Below are 20,724 nucleotides of genomic sequence, written 5' to 3'. Positions count from 1 at the left end.
GTGGATCCGCTTTTCGATGTCCTGGAGAACCGTCTGGCCTCCCGGCCTCCCCGCGCCCTGAACCTGCCCGGGCTCGTGATGCGCGAGGCCGCGGTGCTGGTGCCCCTCCTCGTGCGCGACGGCACCCCGCACATCCTCTTCACCAAGCGGCCCACCACCCTGCGCCACCACGCCGGCCAGTACTCCTTCCCCGGAGGCTCCAGGGACCCGGAGGACCCCACCCCCCTGCACACCGCCCTGCGCGAGACGCGCGAGGAGCTGGGCATCGACGTGTCCGGCGTGCGCGTGCTCGGCGCCCTGGACGAGGTGCCCACCCTCACCGAGTTCCGCATCCAGCCCTTCGTCGGCGTCATCCCCCAGGGGGTGGAGTACCGGCCCAGTCCGGACGAGGTGGAGTTCATCCTCGAGGTGCCCCTGGCCGAGCTGATGAACCCCGCCATCCGCCGCTCGGAGCGCCGCAGTGTGCGGGGAGTGGAGTACGAGGTGGACTTCTATACGTACGGCTCCCACGTCATCTGGGGGGCCACCGGCCGCATCCTCCGCAACCTGCTGCGGCTGGCCCCGTAGACCGGCCCCCGGCGCGAAGAACTTCTGGTATCGCTCCGGAGTTCAGGCTATTCCCCGATTTCAATGTATTCGCGCCCGCTGCCGTTCGCACTCCACGCCTTCGTGAAGGAACCAGGTCGTCCGCTCGCTCACCTGACGCTCCATTGAGCGCTCGTTCCGTTGCCATGCCACGTCCTGGCACGAAGAACCCTCGACGTCTGGTGTAGCGTGGAGTCAACGTGCCAGTGTGGCCCGGAGCCCCCATGGCCAGGATTCTCATCGTCGACGACGAAGTACATGTGGTCGGTGCTCTCCGCCGGTTGTTTCGGCGTGAGGGCTTCTCCATCGAAGTGGCGCTCAACGGCCAGGAGGCCCTCGAGAAGCTCGCCACCTTCGAGGCGGATGTCGTCATCTCCGACTTCCGCATGCGGGGGATGAACGGCCTGGAGCTGCTCGGGCAGGTGCTGCGCATCGCGCCCAGGTGCGTCCGGGTGCTCATCTCGGGTCACGCGGACCTGTCCTCCGGCAGCAGCTCGCACCCCGGGGTCATCTCCCACTTCATCAGCAAGCCCTGGGATGATGAGCGGCTCGTCGCCGACGTTCGCGCCCTGCTGGGTGGCCAGGGCCCCGTCCCCTCGGGCTCTTGAGCACTCCAGAGGTGTGAGCATGGACGCTCGACTCACGCAGGCGAGCCTGGAGGCGGATCCGGAGCAGGTGCATCAGGGCATCCAGGCCATCGTGGGACTGGGGCCGGCCGTGTTCAATGGAGCGCTGATCGCCTGGTTCTGGGGCCAGTGGAACGTGGTGGCCGTGCAGCTGGGCCTGCTGCTGGTGCTCGCCTTCAGCAACCTGGTGGTCTCCGATTGGCTGGCCGCGCGGTTCGGCCGCTCCATGGCGGAGACGGTGCGGATCCTGCTCAACGTGGTGGGCATCTCCGTGAGCGGAGTCATGACCCATTGGCCCGCGCTGGTGTGGATCTTCGTGCCCTACAACCTGCTCTGGTTCTACGGTCTGGACCGGTGGAGCCGCGCCCGAGCGGCCATGTACCTGGTGCTGGTGGACGCGGTGGCGTTGGCGACGGGGGCCGAGCCGGGCATGGCCCTGGCGTTCAACCTGCTGGGCATCTTCGGCTTCGTGCTGTCCGAGCGGCGGGCCTCGCTGATGCGCGGGGTGCTCGGGCAGGTGCTGCAGCAGCGCGAGCAGCTGGAGAAGGCCCACCAGGAGCTGCAGCAGCTGCACCAGCGGGCCATCGAGCAGGAGCGGCTCTCCAGCCTGGGCATGCTGGCGGCGGGCGTGGCGCATGAGATCAACAACCCGATGAGCTTCGTGACGAGCAACGTCAACTCGATGCTCAGGGACCTGCGGGACGAGCCGCGGCTGTCCGAGACGATGAAGGAGTACGTGGACGAGGTGCTCCCGGCCACGCTGGATGGCATCAGGCGGGTGAACTCGATCGTCTCGGATCTGCGGCGCTTCGCGCGCGGAGACCCCGAGGCCTACGTGGGGTTCGACCTGGACGCCGAGGTGGAGACGGCGGTGCGCATCGCGCACGGGCAGCTGGGCCACGTACGGGTGGAGAAGGAGCTGGGCGGGACGGGGACGGTGGTGGGCCGCCCGAGGCAGATCGTCCAGGTGCTGGTGAACCTGCTGGTGAACGCGGGGCAGGCCACCGCGGCCGGAGGCGTGGTGCGCGTCACCACGTCGCGCGACGAGTCCACGGTGCGCGTGGACGTGCGGGACACCGGCACGGGGATGTCCGAGGAGACGAAGCGCCACCTCTTCGAGCCGTTCTTCACCACCAAGCCGCCCGGCGAGGGCACGGGGCTGGGGCTGTCGGTGGTGCACGGCATCGTGAAGTCCCACGGGGGCCACATCGAGGTGCGGAGCGAGCCGGGCAAGGGCACGTGCTTCTCCGTGCGCCTGCCCCTGGTGCCCCTGCTGCTCGCGTACGAGCCGTCCTCGGACGGGGGGATGCGGCGGCGCACGAGCTGAGGGGTTGATACAGAACAGCCCTGGTTGGCGGAGAGCGAGCAGTCAAGGGTATGCTTTCCCGGTCGACCTCCAAGCGTTGCATGACTGGTAGATACTCGTGACTTGGATTGAAACCCCGGGTCCGGGCAGTTTGGAGGGAAACCGTCGCGAGGAGTTCCCGCATGAATCTGGCCACCTCCCTCAGCGTGCCCCCTCCCGGAATGGATTCCTCCCTGCTCGAGGAACCTTCCGGGAACGAAGCACGCTGTCCCGGGGTGGCCATGGAGCGGGCGCTCGCCGGGTACACCTCGCTCCTGCGGGTGATGCGCTCGCCGCGGTGGAAGCGGCTGCTGCGCGCACACGTGGAGCAGCTCCGGGAGGCTCGCGAGCTGGAGCCCTCCGTCGACGCGCTGCTGACGGGCGGAGAGGAGCGCTCGCTTCGGACGTTGCGCTCGCGGCGTGCGCGGTTGGAGGTGCTCGCGCGCAAGCGGCTGGCCCAGTTCACCCGGCAGGGTGGCGCTTCGTTGGTGGAGGTGCTCGGCCGTCTGGAGACGCTGGTGCGCGAGCCGCTGCCCCAGCCGCCCGGCCGTGACGAGCCGGTGTTGCTCGAGGGGACCCAGGGCTGGCGCCACCTGCTCTCCTGGCCCGGCTCGTGGGTGTTCGTGCTGCTCGCCATCACCAATCGCCACGGGCTGGAGCGCTACGGCAACCCCGTCCCCCTGCTCGCCGCGGGCGGTGCCTTCCTCCTCTACTTCCACCTGCGGTGCTCGGGACGGTTCTGGCTCACCGCGAAGCGGCTGATGTGGCAGCCGCGCTTCGGCGAGCCGGTGCAGGTGTCGCTGGAGTCCATCTCCCCGGGTGGCATCTCGTCCCTGCCGGCCTGGGGCGAGGTGCGCGTCGAGGGAGATCGCACCCTCACGGTGCGCCATGCGGGCCGGGCGGGCCTGCTGACGGCGTTGCTCGACCTGCACCGCCGCTCCCCGTTCCTTGGGGTGGTGGATGGCACGCGGAAGGTGCATGACGTGTCCGTGCTGCCGGCCTGGCGCGCCCCGGATGCCGCGGGCTCCGGGTCGCGGCCCGAGCCCGGTGTGGCGGTGCTGAGGCCCGGGTACGCGGCCTTCCTTCCGTCCCACCGCTCCGCCGAGGTGTTCCGCAGCCTCGCGGGCCTGGAGGCGCGCAAGCCCGAGGCGGACGTGACCGTGGAGCTGCTGGTGGAGCAGATGCGGCTGCTGTCCGAGACGGAGTTCGACGTGCGGATGCGGCAGGCGGTGCTCGCCAGCGGCGGGGAGCTGTGGCTCGCCGAGGAGGTGCGCTCGGGCTCGGCGCCGGAGGGCGAGCGGATGTACCGGCTCGGAGCCCGGGGCATGGGCATGGAGATGCGGGCCGAGCCGGGGCAGGTCGAGGCCACGGACCGCATCGTGAGCCACTGGGCGGTGTGAGCCGCGGCGCCGTTACGGGAGACGATCCTGCGGCAGGTTGTTCTGCACTCCCGAGACCACCGGGCGTGAGGAGCTTCCCGCGCGGTACAGGAGGTCCTGCCAGACGATGGGCGAGCGCGTCCGGAAGGCGCTCGTGAGGTTGATGACCGCCGCGCCGTTCCTGCTCAGCTGGAAGGAGGGCTGGTTGTTCGCCTTCAACGGCGCATCGAAGAACTGCGGGCCCATGGCAACATCCGCGGCGTAGGCGGTGCCTCCCGAGGTGATCTGCACGCGCCCGCTCGACTTCAGCATGCCCAGCACGAAGACCCGGTCCACGAGGGGCACATTGTTCTTCGAGGCGGTGGGTTTGGCCTGCTGGGTCGTATCGTAGGGCTCGGTGCTCAGGTGCATGCGGTGCGAGTAGTAGAGGACATCGCGCACGATGGCCGGCTGCCTGCGGGTCTTGAACCAGGTCGCGTAGTAGGCCGTCAGGTCGTAGAACGCGTACTGCACGGCCGAGTTGGGCCGCAGGGCGTGACCCTCGTAATGGTCATTCCAGGTGAGGATCTGGACCATCTTCACGCCCGAGTCGATCGCCGCCTTCCAGGTGTTGTACTGGGTCTTGAAGCCCGCCGTCTCCGTGGTGATGGAGTTGGTGGGGCGGTTGTCCGTGTGGCTGACCGGCGGAGAGTAGGGGACTCCATTCAGGTCCCCCCACGCCTTCAGGGTGTTGATGCCGTTGAGTGGGTTGGAGGTGTAGGGGAGGTTGTCCCAACGCGAGAAGGTGGCTCCCACCATGAAAGGCTTCAGCGCGTTGCGATTGGCCTCCGAGGGGTCGAGCAGCGTTCCCCACAGCACCGCGTCCATTCCATGGACCGTTTTCAGCTGATCGAAGAACTGCTGGTACCAGGTGGCCGGCAGGGCCTCGGGCCGGAAGCTGCCCACCACGTACTTGCCGTTGAGCTTCCTCCACGACGCGCGGTTCTTGAAGGTCGCGAGGTCGTCGGCCCGCTGGCGGGGTTCGTTCGCTCCGCTGCCGGTCGAGAGGATGTGACTGTCGATGTTGGGGATGACGTAGAAGGGCGCGGCCGGATTCTCGGCGTTGAACTCGTCGGCCGCGTCGAAGAGGTTCGTCAGCCACTTCCAGCGGTTGTCGGTGGTCCGGAACCAGAGATTGAAGAGGAAGCCATCGACGCCAGCGGCGGCCGCCGTCTGGATGTCCGTCTTCATGTCCCGCTTGCCGTAGTCCGTCTCCAGGGCAGGGACGGCCAGGATGGGCACGGGCCGATCGCGCAACCAACCGCCGATGGATGCATGGGTCCCCGTCGGTTTGAGCCAGTTGGTGTAGTTGTCGTAGTACTGGCCCGCGTTGGAGCCATAGCTGCGCAGCGGGAAGTTGTGCCAGTGGGCGAAGACCTTGTACTCGCTGGTGGCGAGGTCCGCGCGTGCCGGCATGTCGAATGGCAGGAGCGCGTTGTTCAGCTCGAACGGGGCCTTGGTGGCCAGCGCCGAGTCTCCGGATCCCTCCGGACCGGTCGTCTCATCGGGAGGGGCGCAGGCCGACATGGCCGCTGCTCCCGCGAGGAGAAGGAAGAGACCGTGCTTCAATCGGGAAACACTCACTCTGAACAAGGGATGTCTCTCTTTCCGAGAAGATGAACCCATTCACGAACCCATATGGAGATCCATCCTGGAAGATCCAGTGAGGGCCGGGATTCGTTCTTTAGAGGGGTCTTCTTCCCGTCCCATCCCAGAAAAATGAAGGGATGGGGCTGGGAGAGAGGCTCAGAACTGGAAGTAGACGTACGGGCGCGCTTCCACCGACGTGAGGTGGCGCACGCCCAGGCCCACCAGCACGAGCACCACCGCGCGCACCGGCACTGGCATCCGCACGAAGAGCTCGCCCGTCTTGTGGAAGAGGCTCAGCGGCGTCACGTGGCTCACCGCCGCCACCGCCAGCATCGTCCAGACGAGCGTGCTCACGTTGGCCAGCCCCGAGCTGCCCTCGAACATGCGCGCGTACATCTCCCCCGCGTGCGCCAGGGTCGGCGAGCGGAAGACGACGCGCGTGAGCACCACCACGGTGAATGTGGCCACCAGCCCGAGCCCCGCGCGCACCTTCGCCATGGGGCCTTCCTTCGGCGGCTTGCCCGTCACCCACCACCACACGCGGATGACGGCCTCCATCGCGCCGTGCGCGAGGCCCCAGATGGCGAAGCGCCAGTCCGCTCCGTGCCACAGGCCACCCAGGCCCATGGTGATCATCAGATTGAGCAGCGCCCGGGGCTTGGAGACCCGGTTGCCGCCCAACGGCCGGTAGAGGTAGTCGCGCAGCCACGTGGACAGGCTGATGTGCCAGCGGCTCCAGAAGTCGAAGAGGTTCGTCGCCAGGTAGGGCCGGTTGAAGTTCTCCTCGAACTTGAAGCCGAAGAGCGCCGCCGTGCCGATGGCGATGTCCGAGTACGCCGAGAAGTCGAAGTACAGCTCGAAGCTGTAGGCCACCGCCGCCACGAGGCACTCGGCCGAGGTGTACGCCTCCGGCGAGCCGAAGACGGGATCCACCAGGCCGCTGCCCAGCACGTCCGCGATGACGAGCTTCTTCACCATGCCCACCGCGATGCGGTACATGCCGCGGCCCCCCTCCTCGGCCGTCAGCGAGGGCGTGTCGTCGAAGCGCTCGATGAGGTGCGAGGGGCGCACGATGGGACCCGCCACCAGGTGCGGGAAGAAGAGCAGGTAGAGCAGGTGCTCGAAGTACGTGTGCTCCTTCTGGATCAGCCCCCGGTAGCAGTCCACCACGTAGCTGATGGCCTGGAAGGTGAAGAAGGACAGGCCCACCGGCAAGAGCAGCCCGAAGGGCTCCGTGCGCACGTGGATGCCCAGCGGGGCGAGCAGCACCACCAGCGTCTCGCGGAACATGTCCGCGTACTTGAAGGTGCACAGCGCCCCGAGCGTGCTGACGATGGCCACCGTCACCAGCGTCTTGCGGACCCTGGGTGACTGGGAGCGCCGGAAGCCCTTGATGCACAGGTGGTTGATGCCCGTGGCCGCCACGAAGAGCAGCAGCGGCAGCGGCGTCCACATCGAATAGAAGATGACGCTCGCCACCATCAGCACGCCCAGCCGCGCCCACTTGTGCTGGTGCACCGCCCAGTACAGGGCGAAGACGACGGTGAGGAAGAAGGCGAACTGGAGGCTGTGGAAGTACACGTCAGCGGCCCTCCGCCGCGAGCGCTGGGGGCTGGGCCTTGAAGGTCTCGTAGGCCGCGAGCAGGTCGGAGAGGAACTGGCCCGCGAGCTTCTCGTAGCCCTCGGGCGTCAGGTGGGTGCCGTCGGCGTGGCCCAGTCCCTCGCGCTGCCAGCGCACCATGCCGCGCGCTCCACCCATGGCCGCTCGCGCGGACCAGTACGCGCAGCCCTGGGCGCGGGCCACCTCGGGCAGTGCCGTCACCACCTTCTGGAGGCCGGGGGCTTCCTCCCACCCGCTGCCATCCGCGCGCTGCTGTATCCGGTCCGTGGTGCCGATGACGAGGCACTCGGCGCCGCCCGCATCCTTCCGGAGGCGGGCGATGAGGCCGCCGTATTCGGTGCGCAGCTTCTCCGCGTCCAGGTCCGGCAGGCCGCTCTCGTTGGTGCCGTACCAGAAGACGAGCAGCTGGGGCTTGCGCGAGGAGAGCTGCGCGGCGAGCGCCTGCGCCTCCATGCCGGCCACGGTGGAGGCGGTGGCGCCCGGCAGGCCCACCGCGTCGTAGGCGACGCCGGGCTGCTCCAGGTCCAGCGCCGCGCCCAGCACGGTGATGGGGCCGCCGCCCTGGTTGAGCACCGCCACCTCATGGGAGGGGCCGGTGACGGGGAAGGAGCGGATGCGCACCGTGGGCGAGGTGAAGGGCTCGGGCGGAGGCGGCTCGGGCGGCAGGGCGCTGCCATCCACCTTCACCTCCATCTGTCCGACGCCAGGCCCGTCCAGCCAGTAGAGGGAGAGCCGCGCGGGAGGCGTGGGGGCGGCGGTGCACCCGTCACAGAAGCGGATGCGCAGCGAGGCCCCGGGCGCGCCCACCGCGCGCACGCCGCTGAGCCCCCAGGCCTGTCCGGGCGTGGTGGCCGAGAGTGCGTCCTCCACCGTCCACTCGCCCGTCAGCTCGCGCGAGACGCCCGCGGGCTTCAGCCGGTCCGAGGCCTTGCCCGCGGCGATGAAGCCCCGCCCGGCGTCCCCGAAGCGCTTCGTCAGCGCGGCGCGCAGCGCGTCCGTGAAGTAGTGCGAGGCCGTGTGCGAGGCGCCCATCTGGAGCACGCCCAGCCGCGAGCTCTCGCCCTTCTCGAGCGAGTGCAGGCGCGTGAAGGTGGCGGTGAGGGCCTTGTCTGAGTTCTGGAGGCCCATGGGCTCGACGGCACCGTGCTGCGTATGGCTCGAGGCCCAGGCGCGCTGGATCGCCAGGTCGAAGAGGTGGCCCAGCAGGTCCGAGCCCCTCGCGCGCGGGTGGATGAGGTCCTGGTTGAGCAGGCCGGCGGCCAGCCAGCGGATGGCGGAGCCCTCGCCACCCATGGCGGAGAGGGCGTCCCAGTAGGCACAGCCGCCCGCCATGGCCACCTCGCGGAAGATGTTCGCCACCTCGCGCGAGCTCCGGCGCGGCACCAGGTCGCCGCCCATGGTGCGGATGGCCGCGTCGATGGGCGACATGACGAGGCACGCCGAGTCCGGCACGGACTCGCGCACCAGCTTCACGAGCGACTCCGCCTCCTGTTTGATCTCCTCGGGCTTCGTCCAGTCGCGCGAGAGCCGGAAGGCCTCGTTGCCACCGAACATGAGCACCACCAGCGAGGGCTTGCGGTGGCGCATCTGCGAGCGGAAGTAGGGCCGGTGGGCGCGCAGGAACACACCCGCGTAGGCGCCCGGCAGGCCGATGGTGTCGTACACCACGCCCGGGTTGCCGTTCTCCAGCGAGACGCCGTGCAGCTCCACCTTGCCGCGCGTCTTCAGCGTCAGCGTCTTGGCGCCAGCCGGCAGCTTCACCGGGGCGAAGGCCACCTCCGCCGGAGTCCAGCGCGTCTGCACCTTCTGCAGGGGCTTGCCATCGGCGAGCACCTGCACGGAGCCACCGCCCGGCTGGGCGAGGAAGAAGATCTCGGCCGTGCGCGCATCGTCGATGCCGAAGCGCACGTCCTGGGAGCCCGCGCTGCCCGCGGCGAAGGCCACGCCGGTGAAGGGCAGCCGGTCCTTCGGCGGCGCGCGGTCGATGAGGCGGGTGAACTCCCAGCCCTCGGAGGCCGTACCGGCGCGTACGCCGCGGCCGGAGCGGGTGGGGCGGTCGATGTAGAGGAAGCCCTTGCCGCCCGAGCCATGGCGCTCCTGCAGCCGCTCGCGCACCATGTCGGTGATGTGGTCGGAGGCGATCAGCGAGTCGCCCAGGTGCTCCACCCGCACGGGTTGGGTGCGGATGCCGTCATGCAGGCCGTCCAGGGCGTCGAAGAAGGGGGCGAGCCCGCTCTCCTCGCACCCGGAGGCACCCATGCGCCGGCAACCGGGCTCGATGTCCACGTGCTGGGCACCCATCTTCTCGCGCAGGGTCTCCATGCGCAGGGCGGCCTCGCGCATGGCGGGGCCGAGCTTCGCCAGCCCCAGCGAGTCGGACTCGGTGACGGCGGGAGGAGGCTCCGGAGTCCCGGCGTCGGAGGGGTCGGCCTGGACCAGCTCGGGGGGGTCCTCCTCCTCTTCGGGCAGCTCGGGCACCTCGGGCGGGTTCGACTCACCATCGGGGGCGACACCCACGGCCTTGCGCTTGGAGGCGGCGCTCGAGGTGGTGACGAGCGCGATGAGCTGGGGCGCGACCGGCCCCTTGGCGAGGCTGGGGATGGGCCGCAGCGCCTCGGGGAGGGGCGCGAGCGACAGTCCCACGGCGAGCGCCAGCGTGAGGACGAGCGTCAGCCCGACCGATGTGTGCTTGGACTCCAACGCGCCGGCATGAGACTGGCTTTTTGGGACGCGGTCAAAACTCCTGCCCGTGTCCGTGGGGCATCCAGGCGGACAGGCCCCTGGCGGGCGGCAGGCAAGGCGCTATCTTGCGCGGCCCATGACCCTCTATCCCGTCATCATGGCCGGTGGCTCCGGCACCCGTTTCTGGCCGCTGTCGCGCAAGGCGCGGCCCAAGCAGTTCCTCCCGCTGGCCTCGAAGAACCCGCTCATCACCGACACGGCCATCCGGCTCAAGGGCCTGGCCTCGGTGAAGGACACCCTCATCGTCTGCGGTCCCCTGCACGCGAAGCAGGCGGCGAAGCTGGTGAAGGGGCTGCCGAAGAAGAACCTCCTCGTGGAGCCGGTGGCGCGCAACACCGCGCCGGCCATCGCGCTGGCGGCGGTGCAGGTGGCCGCGAGGGACCCCGAGGGCATCCTGGTCGTCCTGCCCTCGGACCACCACGTGGCGGACGTGGCGGGCTTCAAGAAGACCATCGCCGAGGCGGCACAGGTGGCGGCGAAGGGCCACCTGGTGACGCTGGGCATCAAGCCGAGCCGTCCGGAGACGGGCTATGGCTACATCCAGGTGGGTGACGGCCTGGAGGGCGGAGGCCGCCAGGTGAAGGCCTTCCGCGAGAAGCCGGACGTGGAGACGGCCCGGCGGTACGTGGAGTCGGGCGAGTACCTGTGGAACGCGGGCATCTTCGTCTTCCGGGCGGACGTCATCCTGGAGGCGTTCGCGAAGCACATGCCGGAGATGCAGAAGGGGCTGGACGCGCTGCGCAAGGCGGCGGGGAAGCGCACCTTCGCGTCGGTGCTCAAGCGCGTGTTCCCCAAGCTGCCCTCCATCTCCATCGACTACGGGGTGATGGAGAAGGCGGGCAACATCGCGGTGCTGCCGGGTGACTTCGGCTGGTCCGACGTGGGCTCCTTCGCGGCCATCCCCGAGGTGCGCCCCTCGGACGAGAACGGCAACGTCGTCTCGGGAGCCGAGGCGGTGGTGGTGGACTGCAAGGGCTGCGTGGTACTCGCCGACAAGCGCCCGCTGACGGTGGTGGGCCTGACGGACATGGTGGTGGTGGACTCGGGCGACGCGGTGCTGGTGGTGCCCAAGGACAAGAGCCAGGACGTGCGCAAGGTGGTGGAGGCGCTCAAGGCCCGCAAGCGCGAGAAGTACCTGTAGGACGCGGCCATGCGCGGGAGCCGGGGCGCACCGATGTGGAAGGTCGGGAGCGCCCTGCTGCTCCTCGCGCTGGTGGCGGCTCGAACGGACAAGGACTTCATCTGCATCTTCCCGGCCCGGGCCGGGTCTCCGCCTTACAAGGACTACAGCGAGGGTCTCCCCGGTCTCTTCTGGCGCAACTTCTTCGGCCCGCCGTTCGTACGCATGTTCGGCGAGCGTCTCGCCTCGCTGCCCGAGGACTGCCGCGAGCGGCTCGGTGACGGCCTCGTCCTCGTTCAGCCCTACACACTTCCCTCCGACGCGGGTACGGAGGAGGGCAACGCACGGGAGCGAGCCCTGATTGAACACCTCGGGCCCGAGTGCTTCTACGACCACGAGCACCACACCCCTCCTACCCGCCGACCCGTCCTCGACCACCTGTCCGAATCCCTCCACTGAGCGCCTTGTCCCAGGCGCTCGGGGTGAAACTTTTTCATGGAGGGGTTTGGAGGAATTACCGGCCATCTCCGTCTTTCGGGAGGGGTCCGATGGCACTTCCACCCCTTGTTTCGTTGGTTCGATAACGGAGCAAGGGGCTGCACGGAGGTTGCATCGCTCCTCTGGCGCGCCGCCTTTCAGGCGAGCGCTGCTGGGGGGCGGCGATGGGTTGCAACCACTGCTTCGATGAACATCCAACGGGTGCCGCGTGCACCCACCCCGTGGTGTCTCCGTGTGACAGCGAGGCGCTGTCTGGCATGGGCCATGGGCCTCTGGTCCTCAAGGGCAAGCTGGGCGCTGGAGCGCTCGGGACCGTGTACCAGGCCGAGCACTCGTCCTCGGGTGCACACTTCGCGGTGAAGGTGCTCCACCCGCACCTGGCCCAGAACCCGGCCGTGCTCAACCGCTTCTACGCGGAGGCCCGTGCCGCGCAGCACCTCGTCCACCCGAGCGTGGCGCGGATCCTCGACGTGCGTCAGGCGCCCAGCGGCTACCACTGTCTCCTCATGGAGTACGTCAGTGGCACCCTCCTGTCGCACCTGCCGCTGCCGCTGCCTCCCGCCGAGGTCGTGTTCCTGCTCTCCCAGGTGCTGGAGGGCCTGGAGGCCGCGCATGCGTGCGGCATCGTCCACCGCGACATCAAGCCGGAGAACCTCCTGCTCACCACCGGCCGCGATGGCGAGCGGCGCGTGAAGATCCTCGACTTCGGCATGGCCGCCACCCTGGGGGCGGGCTTCTCCGAGGAGGAGCTCGCCGCCGGCATGGTGGTGGGCAGTCCCGCCTACCTCGCCCCGGAGCTGTGGGTGCGCGCCGAGCCGGATGGCCGCGCGGACCTGTACTCGCTCGCGGTGCTGGGCTACCGGCTCCTCACCGGGCGGCTGCCCTTCGGCGGAGGCGGGCGCATGGGCGAGATGCTCCTCGTCCACAAGCCCACCCGGCCGCTGCCGCCCCACCTCATCGAGGATCGCGTGCCGCAGGCCCTCTCGGCGGTGCTGATGCAGGCCATGTCCCTGCGTCCGGACGACCGTTTCGCCAGCGCCCGGGCCTTCCGCTCCGCCCTGCACGAGGCCATGCGGCGCCCCGCCTTCGGTTGCCTGGCGCCCCCCACCTTCCGCGTGCGTCTGGAGGACGTCAACGGCCAGGGCCTGCAGCCGGTGTTCGTGAACGACGTGAGCCAGGAGGGCCTGCGCATCGCCTGTGACGGGGCGCTGCCGCGGCTCGGTGCCCGCATCCAGGTGGAGCTCTCCCTCAACGGCTGGGCGCTCGGCTGCGCGTGCGACGTGGTGCGCCTGCTGCCAGCGGAGGAGGCGCGCACCTGGGGCGGCCGCCAGGGCTTCATCGTCCACTTCGCCGAGCCCTCCGAGGACGTGCGCCGGTTGATCGACCAGGCGCTGGCGCCGCCTCCCGCGGAGCCCGCGCCGGATCCGGAGCTGGCGCAGCTGCTGGCCCGTGCCACCGCGCACAGCCAGGACCCCTACAGCCTGCTGGCCGTCCACCCGCACTCGGACTTCGCGGAGGTGTTGCGGCGCGTGGCCCAGGCCGAGCACCGGCTGGAGACCTTCTGGCAGCGGCCCCTGCCGTCCGAGCAGCGTCAGGCGCTCGAGGTCCTCCGGGGCAAGGTGGAGGTCGCGAGGCGGACGCTGGGGGAGCCGCTCGCCCGTGCCCGCTTCGATGCCTCGCGGGGCAACTTCCGCGGCGTGGCCCGCTGCCTCGCCGCCGGGTTGCAGCCGAACGCGGTGGAGCGTCTGCGCCAGACCTTCCTCGCCACCCGCCCGGACGCCGAGGCGCGCGCGCGTGCCATCTTCGACGAGGGCATCCTCCTGGAGGCCCAGCACGTGCTCGACGGGGCGCTGGCGCGCTACGCCGAGGCGCTCCGGGTGGATCCGCTCAACGTCTCGCTGCACCGCTACTACCACCTGCTGACCCAGCGCATGCGTCAGGCCAGCGTGTCCGAGTCCCCGGCGCGCCCCTCGGCGGCCCACTGAGTGCTCCCCCAGGGCTTCATGCCACCCGCCCTGGGTAGTCTCCTTCTCAGCATGAGCCCGAGGGCTTCCCCTCTTCGTGTTGGGAACAGTGCTTCTGCCCTGGCGCATGGCTTGCTCCTGGCAGCGGCGTATGAGACTCGCGCTGCTCACTGGACTTCTCCTGTTCCTGGGCGCGTGTGGAGGTCCGGGCGACCGGACCGACCCGCACCCCCACACCACGGACATCATCGACACGGGGAAACCCGATGCCGGCACTGGCTCCGAGACACCGGACTCGGGGCGGCCGGACGCCGGGCAACCCCCTGACGCGGGCACACCGGACGCGGGCTCGCCAGACGCGGGCACACCTCCGGATGGGGGGACGCAGACGGGCTCGCGGCCCTCGCCCTCCAAGCCCCGGTGGCCGGCGCTTCAGACGTCCATCTCCACCTATGAGCTGTCACTGAGTCAGCGTGACTACGATGCCCTCTTCGCCCACATCCCGGATCCTCCCTCGAAGGACTTCAAGGTGCCGGGCCGCTTCGTCCACGAGGGCCGCACGTACCAGGTGGAGCTGAGCTTCCGGGGGCGCTCCACCAAGACGGACCCGCGCGTCGTGAAGAAGTCCTGGGATGTGCGCTTCGACAAGGAGGACCGCTACCAGGGGAGGAAGAGCATCGAGCTGCTCGCGGCGTGGAAGGACTCGGGCTACCTCACGGAGAAGCTCTGGTACGACCTGGCCGCGAGCGTGGGCCTGCGCGTGCCGTATGCCCGCTACGTCCACGTGAAGCTCCACCTGCTTCAGGACAATGGGACCGTCATCACGAAGTACGAGGGCGTCTTCACCGAGCTGGAGTCCATCAACAAGGACTTCCTGGAGGCCCATGACTTCGATGACGACGGGGACATCTACCGCTGCGGCATGCACGACTGCGAGATGCGCCAGCCGCCCCAGGAGCACTATCAGGAGTCCTGGGACAAGAAGACGAACGAGAAGCAGCCGTGGGAGCAGCTGTGGAGCTTCCTCGAGGGCGTCAATCGCACGCCGCCGCACCGGTTCTCCGCCTTCGTCGAGGAGAAGCTGGAGCTGGAGGACTATCTCACCTGGCTGGCGGTGGACACCTTCATCGCCAATGATCTGCAGGGCGACTCGCGCAGCTACCTGGTGCGTGACTCCAAGACGGGCAAGTGGACGTACGTGCCGTGGGACCTGAACAACGCCCTGTCCCTCTACAACCGCACCAACGCCGTCATCCAGGGCGTGAAGGGCGAGCATCCGCTCTTCAGCTACACGCCCTACGACCCGAGCGTGTACGAGCTCTGGCTGTTCCGCCGCACCTTCCCGGACATGCAGGACATGAAGCCCACCTGGAGCACGCTCACCACGCGTCTCTACGATGACCCGGCCCTGCGTGCCCGCTACGTCGCCCGGCTGCGCCTGCTGCTCGACACGTGGTTCACCGAGGAGAACATCGGCCGGCGCGTCGACGCCATGCACAAGCTGCTCGCCCCGTACATCCTGCCGGGCAAGGACGGCAAGACGGTGGACCCGTACGTCAGCCCCGAGCATGCCGCGCGCAGCCCCGATTACCTCCACCGCTTCGTTCGCGAGCGCCAGGAGTGGCTGCGGCAGCACATCCACGACATCGAGTCGCTCGGTGACGGGGCGCTCGTCATCGACCGGGTGGGCCGCGATGCCTCCGGCGCCTTCTGGGTGCAGCTCTACAACCGGGGCTCCACGCCGATATCCCTGGGCGGGTTGCGCCTCACGGGCCTCACCCGGGTGACCGACCAGTGGACCCTGCCCTCCATCACCGTGGAGCCCAAGCACGTCGTCACCTTCCGTCAGGGGGCCGCCGGCATCGAGGGACTGGGGGCGACGCTCGACCCGCAGCACCCCGAGGTGGCGCTCTACTCGGAGGACCAGCAGACGGCCCTGGACCTGCTGTGGCTCGCGCCGCTCAAACCCGGGGAGGCCTACGGGCGGCAGCCTCGCGGCGCCGAGTCCTTCGGCAGCCAACCGGGGCCGTGAGGAGTGTCCGCAACCTGAAGTACATAGCGGACCTTCACCGAGGCATGGACCGATGGGGAAATCGTGCAACGACCTGTTGCACGATTTCCCGGTGTCCCGCTGGCTGGCGGCTCCTGATACGTTCGGGGCCTTTCGCACGGACGGGAGCTTCGCGTGGTCGAAATCGAGAGCCTCGCGGTATTCGAACAGCATCTGGCGAGCGGTAGGACCCTCGCCAACGTCATCCTCCAGGGGCTCGACCTGACGGGGCGCAGCCAGACCCTGTTGAGCGCCGACCTCTCGGGCACCGTGTTCTTGGGGTGTCAGCTCGAGAAGGACACATTGCAGGCCGTGCTCGCGCACGGGGCCATGGTCTTCCCGCCCTTCTCGGGACTGCCCTACTCACCGTATCGCGGGAGCCTCTACACCCCGGAGGAGCTGTACGCGGGCTTCGAGCCCTCTCGCCCCGAGAGCTACGCCGACACGCCCGACGCCCGCATCTACGCGCACTGGAACTCGCGGGGCGGTGCCAACCCGCCCTCGCTGCTCGAGACGCTGGCGCAGCGGCTCCACGACCACGCCGTCACCGACGCCATGGAGGAGGTGCTCGCCCACCAGGGCCGTCCGCGCAAGGTGGTGGCCATCATGGGCGGTCACTCCATGCTCCGGGGGCAGCCCGACTACCGTTCAGTGGCGGAACTGGCCCGCGAGCTGGCACGGCTCGGCTTCTTCCTGGTGAGCGGTGGTGGCCCGGGCGCCATGGAGGCCACCCACCTGGGCGCCTGGTTCGCCCGGCGGAGCGAGGCGGAGCTGAGCGCGGCCCTCGAGGTCCTCGCCAAGGCCCCCAGCTACAAGGACCGTGAGTGGCTCGCGAGGGCCTTCGAGGTGCGCGCGGCCTGGCCCCTGCGCGACGAGGACCACCCGGCCTGCGAGAGCCTGGGCATCCCCACCTGGCACTACGGCCACGAGCCGCCCAACCCGTTCGCCACCCATATCGCCAAGTACTTCGCCAACAGCGTCCGTGAGGACGGCCTGCTCACCATCGCGAAGGGGGGCGTCGTCTACTCCCCGGGTAGCGCCGGCACCATCCAGGAGGTCTTCCAGGACGCCTGTCAGAACCACTACAACACCGTGGGCGTGGTCAGCCCGATGATCTTCCTGGGCCAGGACTTCTGGACGCGCACGCGGCCGGTCTTCCCGCTCCTGGAGCACCTCGCGAAGGGCCAGGAGTACGCGCGCTATCTGCTGCTCACGGACTCGAAGGAGCGCATCGTCCAGGCCCTGGTGGACTTCGATCGGGAGCTGGAGTCCCGGACCGCGCGCTGACGCAGGGAGGGCAGGGTGCTTCCCCCTGCGCTTCCCAAAAGGACCCTCCCAGAGGGGTCCTTCTCATGCCCACCGGGCGGCCTGGCGAGGGGGCCCGCCCCCTCCTGGGGGCCCAAGTGCCGTGATTTCAAGGGGTTGCACAGCCCCCACTTGGATACCCGCGCGCCCCGCGCTTGTGTAGAGTGCGCCGCCCTCGCCCTACCCCCCGCGAGGGTTTCAGGGGATACAGCCTCATGAACGCGCACATCTTCCGCGAGTACGACATCCGTGGCCTGGTGGATAAGGACCTCACCGTCGAGGTGGTGGAACTGCTGGGCAAGGGACTCGGCACCGTGGTGCGGCGCAAGGGTGGCCGCTCCATCGTGGTCGGCCGCGATTGCCGCGAGTCCTCCACGCGCTTCCGCGACGCCCTCTGCCGTGGCCTCACCTCCACCGGGCTCAACGTGCTCGACGTCGGTGTGGTGCCCACTCCGCTGACCTACTTCGCCGCCAACACCCTGCCGGTGGACGGCCTGGCGATGATTACCGGCAGCCACAACCCGCCCGAGTACAACGGCTTCAAGATCGGCGCCGGCAAGACGACCTTCCACGGCCCGGAGATCCAGGCGCTGCGCAAGCTCATCGAGGCGCGCGACTTCGAGAAGGCGGCTACCCCGGGCACCGTCAGCCCCTTCGACATCCACACCCCGTACTACCACTTCGTCCGTCAGACGGTGAAGGTGGGCCGCAAGGGGATGAAGATCGTCATCGACGCGGGCAACGGCACCGGCGGCGCGGTGGGCGTGCCGCTCTTCGAGAGCATGGGCTTCGACGTCGTCCCGCTCTTCTGCGAGATGGACGCGCGCTTCCCCAACCACCACCCGGATCCCACGGTGGTGGAGAACATGCAGGACCTCATCGCGGCCGTGAAGCGCGAGAAGGCCGAGGTGGGCATCGCCTATGACGGCGACAGCGACCGCATCGGCGTGGTGGACGACCAGGGCAACATCCTCTGGGGCGATCAGATCATGATCCTCTTCAGCCGCTACGTGCTGAAGGAGAGCCCGGGCGCGGCCATCGTCGGCGAGGTGAAGTGCTCCTACACCCTCTATGACGACATCGCGAAGCACGGCGGCAAGCCGGTGATGTGGAAGGCGGGCCACTCCCTCATCAAGGCGAAGATGAAGGAGGAGCACGCGGAGCTGGCCGGCGAGATGAGCGGCCACATCTTCTTCAAGAACCGCTACTTCGGCTTCGATGACGCCATCTACTCCTCGGCGCGCCTGCTGGAGATCCTCACCCACGAGAAGAAGAAGCTGTCCGAGCTGCTGTCGGACGTGCCCAAGACGTACGCCTCGCCCGAGCTGCGCGTGGACACGGTGGAGGAGAAGAAGTTCGAGCTCGTCAAGCGCGCCACGGAGACCCTGCGCGCGGCGGGCCACTCCATCGTGGACGTGGACGGCGTACGGGTGACCTTCCCGGACGGGTGGGGCCTCATCCGCGCCTCCAACACCCAGCCCATCCTGGTGCTGCGCTTCGAGGCCCGGACCCCCGAGCGGCTGGAGGAGATCCGTCAGCTCATCGAGGGCACCGTGGCGAAGATGCAGCGCGAGGTCGGCGCCTGAGGTAGACAGAGGTGGTGGCGCTCGTCTCGGGGCTCCTCACCAAGCTCAAGGGCTGATTGCCCGACCAGAGAACATCTATGCCTACGCTCGGAATCGACCTGGGAGGTACGTTCGCCCGCGCCGCGGTGGTGAACGAGCAGGGAAAAATCGTCGCCGCTTCCAAGATTCCGCTCGCCGAGCGCAGCCCCTCGGCCGTGGTGGAATCCATCGCCCATGCGGCCAAGTTGGCCGTGGAGTCGGCCGGGACGCCCGTGCAGTTCTGCGGCGTGGGCGCGGCCGGGCAGATCCACGGCGACTCGGGTGTGCTGGCGGTGGCGCCCAACCTCGGCTGGCGCAACGTGCCGCTGGGAGAGATGCTCCGCACGCGGCTCGGCTTCACCGTCCGCGTGGTGAACGACCTGGCCGCCGCCGCGTGGGGTGAGCTCAACGCCGGCGCGGGCCGCGGTGCCCAGGACATGTACACGGTGTTCGTGGGCTCGGGCGTGGGCAGCGCCATCATCGCCGGTGGCAAGCTGGTGCATGGCGCGGGCGGAGTGGCCGGCGAGCTGGGTCACACCAAGGTGGTGCCCAACGGGCGCAAGTGCGGCTGCGGCGAGCTGGGTTGTCTCGAGGCCTACGTGGGCGGCCACAACCTCATCGCGCAGACGCGCGAGCTGTTGGCTTCCGGGCACTCGCACATCCTCATGGAGCTGACGGGTGGGGACCCGGCCCGGGTGACGCCGGTGACGCTGGAGCAGGCCGCGGAGCGGGGAGACCCCGAGGCGCGGGAAATCTACGAGCGCGCCAGCCTCATGCTGGCCATCGCCATCGCCAACCAGGTGACGGTGCTCAACCCGGCGCGGCTCATCCTGGGCGGCGGCGTGCTGGCGCACTGCCCGGGCATCCGCCGGCGCGTGGTGGAGGGGGTCCAGGCGTACGCCTCCATGACCTCGCGCGAGGGGCTGCTCATCAGCGACGCCGAGCTGGGTGACGATAGCGGACTGATCGGGGCGGCGCTCCTGGCCTGACTTGATGGGGAGGGCGGGGCTCTGCTAGACGCGGCCCATGGCTACTGCTCGTCCCCTGCGCATGTCCCTGCTGTTCGGCCTGTTGCTCGTGTCCGCCTGCAAGAAGGAGGAGGCGAAGCCGGAGGCCACTGCCGCCAAGCCCGCGGAGTCCGCCAACGCTCCGGCCGCCGCCGCTCCGAAGGAGAAATCGCTCAAGGTGGGCCTCGTCACGGACGTGGGAGGCCGGGGTGACCACTCCTTCAACGACTCGGCGCTGCGCGGCCTGGAGCTGTGGGGGGCGGGCAAGAAGGTGGAGGGCGGTAGCTACAAGGATGCCTCTCCCGAGGAGCTGAAGGAGACGCTCCAGCAGGATCTGGCCACGCGCGGCATCGCCCCGGTGGGCGTCACGCCGGTGGTGCTGCAGAGCAAGGTGCCCGAGGACTACGAGCCCAACCTGCAGCTGCTGGTGGATCAGGGCGTGTCGCTGGCCATCGGCGTGGGCTTCATGCTCGAGAACGCCGTGGAGACGGTGGCCAAGCGCAACCCGGACGCGCAGTTCCTCCTCATCGACAGCCCGCTGGTGGCCGCCGATGGGAAGACCTACACCCTGCCCAACGTGCGCACGGTGATGTTCCGCGAGGAGCAGGGCAGCTTCCTGGTGGGCGCGCTGGCCGGTCTGGTGACGAAGGGCAACAAGGTGGGCTTCGTCGGCGGCATGGAAGTGCCCCTCATCAAGAAGTTCGAGGCCGGCTTCCGCGCGGGCGTGGCCGCCACCAACCCCAAGGCCACCGTGCTGGTGAACTACACGGGTAGCTTCGACAACGTGGCCGCTGGCAAGCAGGTGGGTCAGGATCTCGTGACCAAGGGCGCGGACATCGTCTACCACGCGGCCGGCTCGGACGGTCTGGGCGTCATCCAGGCGGTGAAGGAGGCGCGCGCCGCCGGCAAGCCCGTGTTCGTCATCGGCGTGGACTCGGATCAGTCCCACCTCGCCCCCGAGGCGGTGCTGACCTCGATGCTCAAGCGCGTGGACCTGGGCGTCTACGAGGCCGTGCGGGACCTGTCCCAGGGCAAGCTGCAGGGCGGTGACGTGGTGCTGGGCCTGAAGGAGGGCGGTGTCTCCTACGCCCCCGTGCGCGTGGAGTTCCCGGGCAAGGCCGAGGCCCTTCAGAAGGTCGAGGAGCTGCGCACCAAGGTCGTCAACGGGGAGATCCAGGTGCCCACCAACCCCTCGCAGCTCTCCGCCGCCCCGGGCAAGCCGTAAGGCGGGTTCGAGCCCGGGCGTGTC

At 69.2% G+C, this 20,724-nt stretch carries 15 protein-coding genes; 12 read left to right on the top strand and 3 right to left on the bottom strand.

All coding sequences use genetic code 11. From position 1 onward, the window contains the following. The 4 genes from NR810_RS15290 to NR810_RS15275 all read left to right on the top strand — a co-directional run bounded on the left by NR810_RS15290 (position 1) and on the right by NR810_RS15275 (position 3,956). Complete coding sequence (locus NR810_RS15290) at positions 1 to 567, top strand: CoA pyrophosphatase (protein ID WP_257453326.1); 567 nt, start codon at positions 1 to 3, stop codon at positions 565 to 567. A gap of 242 nt (positions 568 to 809) precedes the next feature. Further along, the gene (locus NR810_RS15285) at positions 810 to 1,193 is read left to right on the top strand and encodes a response regulator (RefSeq protein WP_257453324.1); all 384 of its coding nucleotides are present in this window, start codon (positions 810 to 812) and stop codon (positions 1,191 to 1,193) included. 19 nt (positions 1,194 to 1,212) lie between these two features. Beyond that, a complete protein-coding gene (locus tag NR810_RS15280; protein WP_257453323.1) occupies positions 1,213 to 2,538 on the top strand; it encodes a sensor histidine kinase in 1,326 nt (441 codons plus the stop codon). A gap of 161 nt (positions 2,539 to 2,699) precedes the next feature. Continuing rightward, positions 2,700 to 3,956 carry a hypothetical protein gene (locus tag NR810_RS15275; RefSeq protein ID WP_257453322.1) on the top strand — a complete coding sequence of 419 codons (1,257 nt, stop codon included), beginning with the start codon at positions 2,700 to 2,702 and terminating at the stop codon, positions 3,954 to 3,956. Positions 3,957 to 3,968: 12 nt separating this feature from the next. Here NR810_RS15275 and NR810_RS15270 read toward each other — a convergent pair whose 3' ends face one another. From NR810_RS15270 to NR810_RS15260, 3 genes are all read right to left on the bottom strand, one after another. Next, positions 3,969 to 5,501 carry an endo-1,3-alpha-glucanase family glycosylhydrolase gene (locus NR810_RS15270; protein ID WP_257453320.1) on the bottom strand — a complete coding sequence of 511 codons (1,533 nt, stop codon included), beginning with the start codon at positions 5,499 to 5,501 and terminating at the stop codon, positions 3,969 to 3,971. Positions 5,502 to 5,720: 219 nt separating this feature from the next. Beyond that, the gene (locus NR810_RS15265) at positions 5,721 to 7,145 is read right to left on the bottom strand and encodes an MBOAT family O-acyltransferase (RefSeq protein WP_257453319.1); all 1,425 of its coding nucleotides are present in this window, start codon (positions 7,143 to 7,145) and stop codon (positions 5,721 to 5,723) included. A gap of 1 nt (position 7,146) precedes the next feature. Continuing rightward, complete coding sequence (locus NR810_RS15260; RefSeq protein ID WP_257453318.1) at positions 7,147 to 9,885, bottom strand: GDSL-type esterase/lipase family protein; 2,739 nt, start codon at positions 9,883 to 9,885, stop codon at positions 7,147 to 7,149. Between the two features lie 118 nt (positions 9,886 to 10,003). Here NR810_RS15260 and NR810_RS15255 point away from each other — a divergent pair, with 118 nt between their 5' ends. The 8 genes from NR810_RS15255 (at position 10,004) to NR810_RS15220 (ending at position 20,700) form a co-directional block, all read left to right on the top strand. After that, on the top strand, positions 10,004 to 11,068 hold the full coding sequence (locus tag NR810_RS15255) for a mannose-1-phosphate guanylyltransferase (protein ID WP_257453317.1): 1,065 nt from the start codon (positions 10,004 to 10,006) through the stop codon (positions 11,066 to 11,068). A gap of 9 nt (positions 11,069 to 11,077) precedes the next feature. Further along, a complete protein-coding gene (locus NR810_RS15250; protein ID WP_257453316.1) occupies positions 11,078 to 11,506 on the top strand; it encodes a hypothetical protein in 429 nt (142 codons plus the stop codon). Between the two features lie 296 nt (positions 11,507 to 11,802). Beyond that, the gene (locus NR810_RS15245) at positions 11,803 to 13,530 is read left to right on the top strand and encodes a serine/threonine-protein kinase (RefSeq protein WP_257453315.1); all 1,728 of its coding nucleotides are present in this window, start codon (positions 11,803 to 11,805) and stop codon (positions 13,528 to 13,530) included. Positions 13,531 to 13,660: 130 nt separating this feature from the next. Further along, positions 13,661 to 15,541, top strand: a complete 1,881-nt coding sequence (locus NR810_RS15240; protein ID WP_257453314.1) for a CotH kinase family protein — start codon at positions 13,661 to 13,663, stop codon at positions 15,539 to 15,541. Positions 15,542 to 15,694: 153 nt separating this feature from the next. Continuing rightward, positions 15,695 to 16,846 (top strand): LOG family protein, encoded by a 1,152-nt coding sequence (locus NR810_RS15235; RefSeq protein ID WP_257453313.1) that lies wholly within the window; start codon positions 15,695 to 15,697, stop codon positions 16,844 to 16,846. A gap of 233 nt (positions 16,847 to 17,079) precedes the next feature. Continuing rightward, positions 17,080 to 18,450 (top strand): phosphomannomutase/phosphoglucomutase, encoded by a 1,371-nt coding sequence (locus tag NR810_RS15230; RefSeq protein ID WP_257453312.1) that lies wholly within the window; start codon positions 17,080 to 17,082, stop codon positions 18,448 to 18,450. Positions 18,451 to 18,527: 77 nt separating this feature from the next. After that, on the top strand, positions 18,528 to 19,457 hold the full coding sequence (locus NR810_RS15225) for an ROK family protein (RefSeq protein WP_257453311.1): 930 nt from the start codon (positions 18,528 to 18,530) through the stop codon (positions 19,455 to 19,457). A gap of 37 nt (positions 19,458 to 19,494) precedes the next feature. Further along, positions 19,495 to 20,700 carry a BMP family lipoprotein gene (locus tag NR810_RS15220; RefSeq protein WP_257453310.1) on the top strand — a complete coding sequence of 402 codons (1,206 nt, stop codon included), beginning with the start codon at positions 19,495 to 19,497 and terminating at the stop codon, positions 20,698 to 20,700. Positions 20,701 to 20,724: the final 24 nt, after the last annotated feature.

The organism is Archangium lipolyticum, from assembly GCF_024623785.1.
GTDB classification, from domain to species: domain Bacteria; phylum Myxococcota; class Myxococcia; order Myxococcales; family Myxococcaceae; genus Archangium; species Archangium lipolyticum.
This window is presented reverse-complemented; position numbering and strand designations above follow the sequence as displayed.